The sequence below is a fragment of the Luteimonas sp. 22616 genome, assembly GCF_052044325.1.
GTDB lineage: Bacteria > Pseudomonadota > Gammaproteobacteria > Xanthomonadales > Xanthomonadaceae > Luteimonas.
The window spans coordinates 1949838-1962392 of the sequence record NZ_JBQEMW010000001.1; the positions used below are offsets into that span (position 1 = coordinate 1949838).

Genomic DNA, 12555 nt, shown 5'->3' on the forward strand with positions numbered 1-12555 from the left:
TGAAGGGGAGGGCCGGAAGCGAATTACATCGGGCCGGGCTCGGCGTCGCCCAGCGCCTTCTTCGCGCCGCTGCGATACAGCAGCCAGCCGACCACGACCAGCACCGCCAGGCCGACCAGCTGGCCGAACTGGAACTGCTCCGGCAACGCCAGCACGTCGGCGCGCTCGGACACCACGATCGGGATCGCGATCGCGATGCCCATCAGCGCCTCGCCGGTGATCAGGCCGGCGGAGAACAGGGTACCGGGGCGATGGATGCGGTCGCGCTCCTCCTCGTCGTGGGGCTTCAGGCCCTTCTTGCGCTCGACGAAGTACGACAGCAGACCACCGATGAAGATCGGCACCATCAGTTCCAGCGGCAGGTAGATGCCGATCGCCGCGGCCAGCACCGGCACCCGGAAGGTCGACTTGCGCGACTTGAGCCATTCGTCCAATGCAATCACCACCGCGCCGATGCCGACACCGATGCCGATCATCGTCCACGGCAGTTCGCCACCGAACATGCCCTTGGCCACCGACGCCATCAGCGTGGCCTGCGGCGCGGACAGCGAATTGGGATGTTCCGCGGTGGGCGCGCCGATGCCGTACGCGGCCGCCAGCAGGTTCAGCACAGGTGCCATGATCAGCGCGCAGGAGAACGCACCGATGGCGAGCATGAGCTGCTGTTTCCACGGCGTGGCGCCGACGATGTAGCCGGCCTTGAGGTCCTGCAGGTTGTCGCCGCCGACCGCGGCCGCGCAGCACACCACCGCGCCGATCATGATCGCGGCGACTGCGCCGATCGGCGAGTCGCGCCCGAGCAGGAACATCAGCACCACCGATGCGAACAGGATGGTGGCGATGGTGATGCCGGACACGGGATTGTTGGACGAGCCAACGAGACCCGCGAGATAGGCCGATACCGACACGAACAGGAAGCCGGCGACGATCATGATGATCGTCATCGGAATGCTCACCATCCACTGGTCGACGATGGCCTGGTACAGCAGGCCCAGCGGGACCACGAAGGCCACCAGCGCCACCAGCATCCACTTCATCGGCAGGTCACGGTCGGTTTCGGCGACCATTGCACCAGTGCCCTTGCGCGCAGCGGCAAAGCCGCTCTTGATGCCGGACGCCAGCGACTTGCGCAGCGAGAACAGCGTCCACACGCCACCGATGAGCATGGTGCCGACGCCGAGGTAGCGGATCTTGGCCGACCAGATCGCGCCGGCGATGTCCGCCGCGCCCGCCCCGGCCACCGAGGCCGCGAGCGCCGGGTCGCTGCCCATGAAGAACGACTGGTAGATCGGGATCGCGATGTTGAACGACAGGATGCTGCCCGACACGACCACGATGCCGACGTTCAGGCCGACGATGTAGCCCACGCCCAGCAGCGCCGGCGACAGGCCGGTGCCCATGTAGCCCAGGTACTTGCCGAGGAAGCCGGCGCCGATCGCGCTGTCGGGAATCATGCGCAGGCCGCTGGCCGCGGCCAGCTTGACCACCGCGCCGATCACGCCGGACAGCGCCAGGATCTTCAGCCCGGGCCCCGGGTTGTCGCCGGCCTTGAGCACTTCGGCCGCCGCCTTGCCTTCCGGGAACGGCAGCGGATCCTCGACTATCATCGTGCGCCGCAGCGGCACCGAGAACAGCACGCCGAGCAGGCCGCCGAGGCCGGCGATCGCCAGCACCCACGAGTAGCGGAAGTCCTGCCAGTAGCCGAGGATGATCAGCGCCGGGATGGTGAAGATCACGCCCGCCGCGATCGACGAGCCGGCCGAGGCGCCGGTCTGGACGATGTTGTTCTCGAGGATCGTGCCGCCGCCGAGCAGCCGCAGCACGCCCATCGACACGACGGCGGCGGGGATCGCAGTGGCGATGGTCAGGCCGGCGAACAGGCCGAGGTAGGCATTGGCCGCGGCCAGGATCATCGCCAGGATGACCGCGAGCAGGACCGCCCGGACCGTGAGTTGCCGTGTCGCCGGCTTGTTCATCTTCTACCCCTGTCCACGAAAGCCCCACACGCTAATCGCTGCCCCCGGGCAAGTCCAGTGCGCCCGGGCGTGCCCGCTATACTCGCGCGGATTCCGTACGGAGCAGCATGTGGCCGCCAGCATCGTGAGTCCGGTCCCCGCCGGCGAGGATTTCCTCGGCCACCCCAAAGGCGTCTACGTCTGCTTCTTCACCGAAATGTGGGAGCGCTTCTCGTTCTACGGAATGAAGGCGCTGCTGCTGCTGTACCTGACCAAGTACCACCTGTTCGGCGACGGCCCCGGGCTCGACCTGCTCGGCGCCTATGGCGGCCTCGTCTACTGCATTCCCGTGATCGGCGGCGTGCTCGCCGACCGCTGGCTGGGCATGCGCAAGGCGGTGGTGTTCGGCGGCATCCTGCTGTGCCTAGGCCACCTGGGCATGGCGTTCGAGGGCCATGCGGCGGTGAACGTCGGCGGTCAGGTCGTCCGCGACGAGGGCGCGCTGCGCATCACCTACCTCTCGCTGGCGCTGATCATCATGGGTGTCGGCTTCCTCAAGCCGAACATCTCCACCATCGTCGGTAAGCTCTACGCGGACAACGACCCGCGCCGCGACTCGGGCTTCTCGCTGTTCTACGCCGGCATCAACCTGGGCGCGCTGTTCGCCTCGCTGGTGTGCGGTTTCCTGGGTGAGGTCTACGGCTGGAAGTACGGTTTCGGCGCGGCCGGCATCGGCATGCTGGTCGGCCTGGGCATGTTCCTGTGGGGACAGAAGTACCTGCATGGTCATGCCGAACCATCCGCGCCGCACACCCTGCGCGAGCGCGTCGCCGGCGTGCCGCGCGAATGGCTGATCTACGCGCTCGCCATCGCCGGCGTGTTGCCGGTCGCGTGGCTGATGTGGGCCGCGGGGTCGGGCGCGTTCGCACTCGGTGGCCAGGTCTCGCTGGCGCTGATGCTGATGATCGTGGTGCTCGGCGCGGTGCTGCTGTGGTTCGCCTGGTTCACCGGCACCCAGTGCACGCAGGTGCAACGCCAGCAGATGATCGCGCTGATGACGCTGATCTTCATGGCGCTGGTGTTCTTCACCCTGTACGAGCAGACCTACGGCTCATGGGTGACGTTCACCGACCGCATGCTGACCAAGGACATCGTGCCGTCGCTGGTGGTGCGCGACGGCACGCCGCTGCCGTGGTCGATCGCATCCTTGCTGCTGGCACCGCTGTCGTTCGTGGTGGCCGCGCGGATGTCGGACCGCAATCCATCGTCCAACGCACCGCGTGCCTTGTTCATCACGGTGGTCGCGCTGATGCTGGTCCTGCTGGTACGCGACTGCGTGGTGCTGCCGCAGACCGCCGGCTCGCTGACCTATCTCGGCGCGCTCTTCCTGGTGCTGCTGGCGCCGATCTTCGCCGCGCTGTGGGCCTGGCTGGATCGGCGCGGACTGGACCCGTCGAAGCCGGTGAAGTCGGCCTGGGGCCTGGTGTTCGCGGGCCTGTCCTTCATCCCGCTGGCGTGGGCAGCGCAGCAGGTCGGCATGACCGGGCAGATGGCCAGCGTGTGGTGGCTGGTGCTGGCCTATCTGGTGCTGGAGATCGGCGAGATGTGCCTGTCGCCGGTCGGGCTGTCCGCGGTCACCCAGCTCGCGGTACCGCGCGTGGTCAGCCTGATGATGGGCACCTGGTTCCTGGCCACGGCGTTCTCGGAAACGCTGGCCGCACTGTTCGGCAAGCTCGCTGCGATCGATGTCCCCGAAGGCGAGGTGATGGACATCGCCCAGGCGTCGGCGAAATACGCGCACCTGTTCTGGCTGATGATGTGGATTGGTTTGGGCTGCGCGGTGGTTGCCTTCATCGCTGCGCCGCTGCTGCGAAGGATGATGCACGGGGTGAAATAGGGCGCCGTGCAGCGGCAATTGCATCGGGGAGGCCGGCCCGGTCATCGACGCGGCCAGCCTGATCCCCGGTGGCTCAGTCCGTCGCTGCCGAAGCCGTCGAGCGCCCCGCCCCGATGTTCCGATCGAGGAAAGCCAGCAGGCGCTGGTAGAACTCGATGCGATGGGCCTGGACATAGAAGCCGTGCCCTTCCTTGGAGTAGTAGAGCGACTCGACCGGCGTGTCGCCGGCCTTCAGCGCCGCCTCCATCTTGCGGCTGTGCTCGATGGGCGCTGTCTCGTCCTCGCCGCCAGCCGCAAGGAACACGGGGATGCGGATCCTGTCGGCCAGCCGATTCGGCGAGGTGGCGGCCAAGGCGGCCGTATCCGTGCCGACCCATTCGTCATTGAAGGTGGCCAGCGACTTGCTTTTGCGGCGATCGGTCGCTGTCATCATCGGCAAGTCGTAGACGCCCACGTAACCGGCGGCGCAGCGATACAGCGCCGGCTCCCGGGCCGCGCCCATCAAGGCCGCATAGCCGCCATAGCTCGCGCCGTAGATGCAGATCCGGTCCGCGTCGGCGATGCCCTGCGCGATCGCCCAACGCGTAGCGTCGGTCAGGTCGTCCTGCATCTTTCCGCCCCATTCAAGCGCACCGGCCTGCCGGAACGCGCGCCCATGGTTCCCCGAGCCGCGAAAGTTCAGGCGCAGTACCGCGTAACCGGCCTTCGCCAGCAGTTGCGCCTCGGTATTGAAGGCATTGGTCTCGAAAATGCCGAAGGGGCCACCGTGCGGCAACACCACCATCGGCAGCGCCTTCGGTGCGGCACCCGCGGGGATCGTCAGGAAGCCGTGCAGCTGGACGCCGTCGCGCGCGGCGACTTTGATACCGCTAGTTGGCGCCATCTGGTCCCGGTCGAACCAGTCCCCGCGGCTGAGCAGGTACGCGGCCTTCCCGGCCCGGGTATCGAAGACGTAGAAATCCCCCGGATTGCGATCGCTGGCAACCTCGACCAGTGCCAGCCCGCCATCGTCTGTGCGCGAGGTGATGGAGACCTCCTGCCCCGGGAATGCGGCCTCGAGTTTGCGGTGCAGCAGTGCGTCGGTGGAATCCTCGTCGAAGAAGGCGGTGCGACTGCGCGCGCCACGGTACACCACGCCGATCGGCGAACCGTCCGTGGCGTACAGCACGACCGAAGGGTCGACCACCTCGTCCCGCAGCACGGACTTGCGCTTGCCGCTGGCCGGGTCGAACACGACGATCTCGTCGGGCCCTTGCGACTGCTCGGACTGCAGATAGGCAAGCTTCCCATCGCTGGAGAACCCCAGTGGCCATTCGCGGCGATGCTTCAGGCTTTCATCGTTGATGAGCTGCCACTCGCTGCCGCGCCCGTCGCGGTAGTACAGCTTGTTGGAGTTGTCGCTGCCCGCGCCGTACGCAAACCGGACGTCGCCGGTGGCATCGGTAACGAACTCGGCGTTCTGCACCGGCGCACGCGCCACCACCGTCCGCCGCCCGGAATAGACATCGAGCCGTTCTGCGCGCGTGTACGGATCCGCGCTGAATGGCCATACCGAAACGATCACGCCCTTGTCGTCGTTGCGCAGCTCGTCGACCATGAACGCGGCGACATCCTCCTGCTTCTTGCTGTTGATGCGGGTCCCCGGCCCCGCCCCGGTCACGCGCTGGCCCACGAGGATCTCCGGGTCGCTGCCATCGGCATTGATCGCATAGAGTTCGCCGGTCGGTTGCGGCTTGGCCAGCAGGCCGAACTTCTCGGAAATGCTGATCAGCAGGCGCTCCGGGTTCACCCACCAGACGCGGTCGACATGGCTGTTCTTGCCGAGCGCAAAGCTCGCCGTGACTTTCAGGTCGCTGCGCTGGAGGACCACGACACCAGTCCTGTCCTCCTTCGGCACCGTCGCCGCGAGGTACCTGCCATCCGGGGATATCTCGATGGTTTGGAAGTTGTCCTTCCGCACATAGGGCCCCACGTCCACCTGCGCGGATGCCGTCATCGTCCATGCCGCGAACAGCAGCACCAACCAGTTTGCCTTCCCCATGATGTCCCCTGTCTGCTTGTCGCCATTCCGGCAGGTCGCTCCCCAGCGACCTGCCCCACGGCATTTCCCGGAAGCCGGATCCGGTCGGTCCACGCCTCAATCGCGCTATTGAAGCGCGCCATGCGCCGCGTTCAAACCCGGTTGCAGCTTGCTCCACCGCGCCACGCGCGCGCTCCGATAATACCCGACCGCCCGCGCCCCGGGAGCAAGCCCCCGCGCGCCGCTGCCGCCTGCGGCGCGGCGCGCCTGGTTCGTGCACGAGTCAGGATTCGACGTCGCCGGCCAGCGTGTCCAGCACCTGCGTCAGCGCATCCCGCCAATCCGGCCCATGCAAGCCGAAATCACTTTGCAGGCGGCCGTTGTCGAGCACCGAGAACGCAGGACGCGCAGCGGGTGTCGGATAGTCGCTGGTGGAAATCGGGAGCACCCGCGGCGCCTTGTCGAGCAGTCCGCGCTCGACCGCGCCGGCCATGATCGCTTCGGCAAAACCGTGCCAGCTGGTCTGACCGGTACAGGTCAGGTGCCACAAGCCGCCGGAGCGCGCGTGCTGCGCCAGGATCGCCGCGGTCGCATCCGCGATGTGCGCAGCCGACGTCGGACTGCCCACCTGGTCGGCGACCACGCGCAACTCGTCGCGCTCGGCGGCCAGGCGCAGCATGGTCAGCAGGAAGTTGCGTCCATGCGCTGCGTAGACCCAGGACGTGCGGAAGATCATGTGGCGCGCGCCGCTGTCGCGGATGGCCACTTCGCCGGCAAGTTTGCTCGCGCCGTATACGCCGAGTGGCGAGGTCGGATCCTCCTCGCGATATGGCTGCGTCGAAGTCCCGTCGAAGACATAATCCGTCGAGTAATGGACGAGCAATGCATCGCGCGATGCGCAGGCGGCGGCGATCGCAGCAGGGGCCATGGCATTGGCGCGCAAGGCCGCTTCCGGCTCGGTTTCCGCACGGTCGACGGCGGTGTAGGCGGCGGCATTGACGACCACATCGGGCGCAACGCGATCGACCAGCGCCGGCAAACCCTCTGGGCGATCGAAGTCCGCAATCTCGCACGCGGAGCCGTCTGCGAGCAGGCCATTTCGCGTTGCGACAACGACTTTACCGAGCGAAGCCAGGCTGCGCCGCAACTCGGTGCCGACCTGGCCGTTGCCGCCGAGCAACAGGATCCTCAAGGTGCGTATACCGGCAATCGGTCCGGTGCGACATCCGCAAGCAGCGGTGCACGCGTGTCCTTGTCCGACAGTACCGGCTCGGCGACCGGCCAGTCGATCGCCAGCGCGGGATCGTTCCAGCGGATGCCGGCGTCCGCTTCGCGAGCGTAGGTCCGCGTGCACAGGTAGGTGAAGGTTGCGCGTTCGCTGAGCACCGCGAAGCCGTGCGCGAAGCCTTCCGGGATCCAGAAGTGCCGCCTGTTCTCGCCACTGAGCAGCACCGCTTCCCACTTGCCGAACGTCGGCGATCCGCGGCGGATGTCCACCGCGACATCCCAGACCTCGCCGTCGAGCACCGACACGTACTTGCCCTGCGGCTTCGGCCACTGGTAGTGCAGCCCGCGCAGCACGCCGCGCGTCGAGGTGGAGACGTTGCCCTGCACGAAATCCGGTTCGAGCCCGTGTGCAGCTAGCTTGTCGCGGTTGAACGATTCGAAGAACTGGCCGCGGGCGTCGCCGAACACCTGCGGTTCGATCACCACGCAACCCGGCAGACTGGTCTTGATCAGCTTCATGCCACGTATCCGCGATCGATCAGGTCCAGCAGGTAACGTCCGTAGCCGTTCTTGACCAGCGGCTTGGCCAGCGCCTTGAGTTGCGTTTCGTCGATCCAGCCGCTGTGGAAGGCGATCTCTTCCGGACAGCACACACGCAAGCCCTGGCGCGCCTCGATGGTCTCGATGTAGTTCGAGGCCTCCAGCAGCGAGCGATGCGTACCGGTGTCGAGCCAGGCATAACCGCGCCCGAGCTGCTCCAGGTGCAGGTCGCCTTCCTCGAGATAGCACCGGTTGAGGTCGGTGATCTCGAGCTCGCCGCGCGGCGACGGTTTGAGCGCGGCGGCGAAATCACTGGCGCGCCCGTCGTAGAAATACAGTCCGGTCACCGCGTAGTTCGAGCGCGGCTGCACCGGCTTCTCTTCGAGGCCGACCACCTTGCCGTTGCCGTCGAACTCGGCGACGCCATAGCGCTCCGGGTCGCGGACCCAGTAACCGAACACCGTCGCGCCATCCTCGCGCTGGTCGGCGCGTTTGAGCAGCGCCGTCAGTCCCGGGCCATGGAAGATGTTGTCGCCCAGCACCAGGCAACTGGGCTTGCCATCGACGAACTCGCGTCCGATCAGGTAGGCCTGAGCCAGCCCGTCCGGGCTCGGCTGCACCGCGTATTCGATCCGCATGCCCCACTGCGAACCGTCGCCCAGCAAGGCCTTGAACAGCGCCTGCTCGTGCGGCGTGTTGATGATCAGCACTTCGCGGATGCCCGCCAGCATCAGCACGCTCAGCGGGTAGTAGATCATCGGCTTGTCGTAAACCGGCAGCAGTTGCTTGCTGATCGCCTGGGTGATCGGATACAGCCGGGTGCCGGACCCGCCGGCGAGGATGATGCCGCGCCGCGCGGTCATGCCGCGCTCCCGATGCGTTCGAGCCGGTAGCTGCCGTCGAGCACGCGCTGCACCCAGGGCTGGTTGCCGAGGTACCAGTCGACCGTATCGGCGATGCCCTGCTCGAAGCTGTGCGCGGGCGCCCAGCCCAGCTCCGATTTCAGCTTCGAGGCGTCGATCGCGTAGCGGCGGTCGTGGCCGGGTCGGTCCTTGACATAGGTAATTTGCGAATTGCGCGGCTTGCCGTCCTCGCGCGGGCGGCGTTCGTCGAGCAGTGCGCAGATGACATTCACCACTTCGATGTTCGGGCGCTCGGCGTCGCCGCCGACGTTGTAGGTTTCGCCGACGCGGCCGCGTTCGAGCACGGCGCGGATCGCGGTGCAATGGTCGCCGACATAGAGCCAGTCGCGCACGTTCATGCCGTCGCCATAGATCGGCAGCGGCTCGCCGGCGATCGCCTTGGCGATCACCAGCGGGATGAGCTTCTCCGGGAACTGGTACGGACCATAGTTGTTGGAGCAGTTGGTGGTCACCACCGGCAACCCGTAGGTGTGGTGGAAGGCGCGCACCAGATGGTCGGACGCGGCCTTGGAGGCCGAGTACGGTGAATTCGGCGCATACGGCGTGGTTTCGACGAACTTGCCGCTGTCGCCGAGCGAACCGTAGACCTCGTCGGTGGACACGTGCAGGAAGCGGAACGCGTCCCTGGCGCCGCCTTCCAGCGACTTCCAGTAATCGCGGGAGGCCTCCAGCAACGCCAAGGTGCCCACGACGTTGGTCTGGATGAACTCGCCCGGGCCATCGATCGAGCGGTCGACATGGCTCTCGGCGGCGAAGTTGACCACCGCATCGGGCCGGTGCTCGGCCAGCAGGTTCGCGACCAGCTCGCGGTCGCCGATGTCGCCCTGGACGAAGCGATGGGCCGGGTTGCCCTGCAGGGAGGAAAGGGTGTCGAGGTTACCGGCGTAGGTCAGGGCATCGAGGTTGACCACGCGGACGCCGTTGGCAACCGCTTCGAGCACGAAGTTACCGCCGATGAAGCCGGCTCCGCCGGTTACAAGCCATGTTGGCACGCAGGAACTCCTTACTTTTGCTGTGTTGGGTGATCGGCCACGCCATGACGATCGGAATCGTGCGAACAGCCGCAAACGAGTAAAGACGCGATGAGAGCGGCTCGCGTGCATCGCGGATTGTAGGACAGGTCCCGGCCGTCGCCCCGGCATTGGGAATTACCGTTGTAATCGCATTTAGCAGGCAATCACCGCCATTTTCCCTGGGATATCGAGCGCCCGGCCCCCATGCGCTGTTGGAGCCGCCTCCGTCGATGGATCACCGGCTGGCGGAAATCGGGCCGAAAGCGTCATCCCCCGCCCCGAATGACGCTGATATCGAGTGACGCGCCGCCACAGGCAGCATCTCGATTATCGACCGCGTGCCGACTTGCCCCGGCACCCGCCTGGAAGCCAGGCATGGAAAGGCCCGCCTGAAGCGGGCCTCCCTGAGCCGCAAACCGCCGTGCTGACCTAGAACGGAATGTCATCATCCGAAAAGTCGTCCGCCGGGGGCGGTGCCGACTGGCGTTGCGGTGCCTGCCGCTGCGGCGGGGCGGACGACTCCTGGCGCGGGCGCGACATGCGTTCACCACCACCGCCTCCGCCACCGCCTTCCCCGCGACCACCGAGCATCTGCATCTCGTTGCCGATGATGTCGGTGTAATAGCGTTTCTGGCCGTCGTCGCCGGTGTGTTCGCTGTAACGGATCTCGCCCTCGACATACACCTGCGAACCCTTGCGCAGGTATTCGCCGGCGATCTCCCCGAGCTTGCCGAAGAAGGTCACCCGGTGCCACTGCGTGCTTTCCTGCTGGTTGCCGTCGCGGTCCTTGCGGACGCTGGTCGTCGCCAGGCTGACCTTGGTGATGGCCATGCCACCTTGCGTGTACTTGATTTCCGGGTCGTTGCCGAGATTGCCGACCAGGATGGCCTTGTTGATGCCGCGTGCCATGGATGACCTCTTCTGCGTTCTGTTTGGTGGCTTGCACGCCGTCGCCTGCGTCCCGGCGCGGGACCTGCGGGCGGGCGCCAGATGATTGCCCGTGCATGATACCGGGCTGGCCCGATCCTCGCGCCAAAGCCACCCTACGGCCCCGCCAGGACGCGGGCAACCTGAAAATGTGGTCAGGAAACCCCCACTGCCCCGCCCGGACGCCGTGTTATCCTCGCCGCCCCTTTGGGGAGTAGCCTGCTTCCGGCCACGCCGGAAGCGCCCGCGTCAACATGCTCGGCATCGCAACGTGCCGTGGCGCGGGCAACCAGTCCAGGTTGGCGAGACCATCGGCCTCCGGCGCAACGAAGGTTGGGCGCGCCGGCGTGCCGTCGTCGCCAAGCCCGATCCCGAACCGGTCTGCATGTCCCTCCTTTCGATTTTCCTGATCGGCATCGCCATGTCGACGGACGCGTTTGCTGCCGCGGTTGGCAAGGGCGCGACGATGCGCAACCCGCGCCTGCCCGAAGCGCTGCGCGCAGGGCTGATCTTCGGCACCATCGAAGGCCTGACCCCGGTCATCGGCTGGGCGCTGGGCAGCGCGGCTTCGCGCTACATCACCGCCTGGGACCACTGGATCGCGTTCACGCTGCTGGCCGCGCTCGGCGCGCACATGATCCACGCCGGGTTGCAGCCGCAGAACGACGACGACGACGACGCACCGCGCCGCTATGGCTTCTGGGCTCTGGCCACCACCGGTTTCGCCACCAGCATCGATGCGATGGCGGTCGGCGTGGGCCTGGCGTTCCTGGATGCGGAAATCGCGGTCGTCGCGATCGTGATCGGCCTGACCACGCTGGTGATGGTCACCCTGGGCATCATGGTCGGCCACAGGCTAGGCGGGCTGGCCGGCAAGCGGGCGGAAATCGGCGGCGGCGTGCTGCTGATCCTGATCGGGCTGGCGATCCTGTACGAGCACCTCGGCGGCGCAGCCGGCATCCCGGGCCTGTGAGCGTGCCGGCGACATCTGCATACAGCCATTGCTCCCTATAATCGCGCCTTTCCCCCGCCGGACCCGGCATGTCTGCCTCCGCAAGCCTGCAAATCCCCACCCTGCCCGCCATCCAGGACTTCACGGCCGCCGACATGGCGTCTGTCGACGCGCTGATCCGCCGCCGCCTGGCCTCGGATGTGGTGCTGATCAACCAGGTCGCCGAGCACATCGTCGCCGCCGGCGGCAAGCGCCTGCGCCCGATGCTGCTGCTGTTGGCTGCGCGCGCGCTCGGCCACCAGGGCGCCGATGCGCATCAACTCGCCGCCGTGGTCGAGTTCATCCACACCTCCACCCTGCTCCACGACGACGTGGTCGACGAATCCGACCTGCGCCGCGGCCGCCAGACCGCCAACGCGGTGTGGGGCAACGCGGCCAGTGTGCTGGTCGGCGACTTCCTGTACTCGCGCAGCTTCCAGCTGATGGTCGAACTCGATTCGATGGACGTGCAGCGGATCCTCGCTGACACCACCAACCGCATCGCCGAGGGCGAGGTGCTGCAGCTGCTGCACGTGCGCAACCCGGACGTGGACGAAGCGGCCTACCTGCGCGTGATCGAGCGCAAGACCGCGGTGCTGTTCGCCGCCGCCACGCAGCTCGGCGCGCTGCTCGCCGGCGCGGACGCGGCCACCCGGCAGCGGATGCACGATTACGGGCTGGCGCTGGGCCACGCCTTCCAGATCGCCGACGACGTGCTCGACTACAGCGCCGACGAGGCCGCGCTCGGCAAGCACCTGGGCGACGACCTCGCTGAGGGCAAGGCGACACTGCCGCTGATCCACGCGATGGCGCACTCGGACACCGCCACCCGTGATCGGCTGCGCGCGATCATCGAGCAAGGCGACATCGACGCGCTGCCCGAGGCCGTTGCCGCGATCCGCGCGCAGGGCAGCCTGGACTACAGCCGTGCGCGCGCCGCGGAATACGCCGAAGCCGCCGAACGCGCGCTCGACGGGCTGGAAGACAACGAAGCGGTGGCCGCGCTGCGCGGGCTGGCGCGCTACGCGACCGAGCGCGATCACTGAGCACACCCCGATTGTC

Annotated in this window: 10 protein-coding genes; 3 read left to right on the plus strand and 7 right to left on the minus strand. The window is 67.1% G+C overall.

Going from position 1 to position 12555, the window contains the following annotated elements; genetic code table 11:
• Window positions 1–23 precede the first annotated feature (23 nt).
• Entirely contained in the window at window positions 24–1976 is a 1953-nt protein-coding gene (locus ACTJIL_RS08960; RefSeq protein ID WP_440755169.1) for an OPT family oligopeptide transporter, read from the minus strand.
• Window positions 1977–2100: 124 nt separating this feature from the next.
• On the opposite strand from ACTJIL_RS08960, the gene ACTJIL_RS08965 reads away from it, so the two are divergent.
• Window positions 2101–3852 carry a peptide MFS transporter gene (locus tag ACTJIL_RS08965; RefSeq protein ID WP_440755170.1) on the plus strand — a complete coding sequence of 584 codons (1752 nt, stop codon included), beginning with the start codon at window positions 2101–2103 and terminating at the stop codon, window positions 3850–3852.
• 73 nt (window positions 3853–3925) lie between these two features.
• Here the strand turns inward: ACTJIL_RS08965 and ACTJIL_RS08970 are convergent, their stop codons facing one another.
• The 6 genes from ACTJIL_RS08970 to ssb form a co-directional block, all read right to left on the minus strand.
• A complete protein-coding gene (locus ACTJIL_RS08970; RefSeq protein ID WP_440755171.1) occupies window positions 3926–5893 on the minus strand; it encodes an alpha/beta hydrolase family protein in 1968 nt (655 codons plus the stop codon).
• A gap of 262 nt (window positions 5894–6155) precedes the next feature.
• Entirely contained in the window at window positions 6156–7064 is a 909-nt protein-coding gene (rfbD, locus tag ACTJIL_RS08975; protein WP_440755172.1) for a dTDP-4-dehydrorhamnose reductase, read from the minus strand.
• Window positions 7061–7618, minus strand: coding sequence for a dTDP-4-dehydrorhamnose 3,5-epimerase (gene rfbC, locus ACTJIL_RS08980; protein ID WP_440755173.1), 558 nt, complete (start codon window positions 7616–7618; stop codon window positions 7061–7063). The genes rfbD and rfbC overlap by 4 nt, the downstream gene beginning before the upstream one ends.
• Window positions 7615–8502 carry a glucose-1-phosphate thymidylyltransferase RfbA gene (gene rfbA / locus ACTJIL_RS08985; protein ID WP_440755174.1) on the minus strand — a complete coding sequence of 296 codons (888 nt, stop codon included), beginning with the start codon at window positions 8500–8502 and terminating at the stop codon, window positions 7615–7617. The genes rfbC and rfbA overlap by 4 nt, the downstream gene beginning before the upstream one ends.
• Complete coding sequence (gene rfbB, locus ACTJIL_RS08990; protein ID WP_440755175.1) at window positions 8499–9554, minus strand: dTDP-glucose 4,6-dehydratase; 1056 nt, start codon at window positions 9552–9554, stop codon at window positions 8499–8501. Before rfbB ends, rfbA begins: the two co-directional genes overlap by 4 nt.
• Before the next feature lie 450 nt (window positions 9555–10004).
• Complete coding sequence (ssb, locus tag ACTJIL_RS08995) at window positions 10005–10484, minus strand: single-stranded DNA-binding protein (protein WP_440755176.1); 480 nt, start codon at window positions 10482–10484, stop codon at window positions 10005–10007.
• 403 nt (window positions 10485–10887) lie between these two features.
• On the opposite strand from ssb, the gene mntP reads away from it, so the two are divergent.
• Window positions 10888–11475: a manganese efflux pump MntP gene (gene mntP / locus ACTJIL_RS09000; RefSeq protein WP_440755177.1), complete on the plus strand. Its 588-nt coding sequence runs from the start codon at window positions 10888–10890 to the stop codon at window positions 11473–11475.
• Between the two features lie 68 nt (window positions 11476–11543).
• Window positions 11544–12539, plus strand: a complete 996-nt coding sequence (locus tag ACTJIL_RS09005) for a polyprenyl synthetase family protein (protein ID WP_440755178.1) — start codon at window positions 11544–11546, stop codon at window positions 12537–12539.
• Window positions 12540–12555: the final 16 nt, after the last annotated feature.

Bases quoted from the DNA above. Each gene is read 5' to 3' on its own strand.
- ACTJIL_RS08960 (WP_440755169.1), bottom strand. From the start codon at position 1,976: ATGAACAAGCCGGCGACACGGCAACTCACGGTCCGGGCGGTCCTGCTC.
- ACTJIL_RS08970 (WP_440755171.1), bottom strand. From the start codon at position 5,893: ATGGGGAAGGCAAACTGGTTGGTGCTGCTGTTCGCGGCATGGACGATG.
- rfbC (WP_440755173.1), bottom strand. From the start codon at position 7,618: ATGAAGCTGATCAAGACCAGTCTGCCGGGTTGCGTGGTGATCGAACCG.
- rfbA (WP_440755174.1), bottom strand. From the start codon at position 8,502: ATGACCGCGCGGCGCGGCATCATCCTCGCCGGCGGGTCCGGCACCCGG.
- ssb (WP_440755176.1), bottom strand. From the start codon at position 10,484: ATGGCACGCGGCATCAACAAGGCCATCCTGGTCGGCAATCTCGGCAAC.
- mntP (WP_440755177.1), top strand. From the start codon at position 10,888: ATGTCCCTCCTTTCGATTTTCCTGATCGGCATCGCCATGTCGACGGAC.
- ACTJIL_RS09005 (WP_440755178.1), top strand. From the start codon at position 11,544: ATGTCTGCCTCCGCAAGCCTGCAAATCCCCACCCTGCCCGCCATCCAG.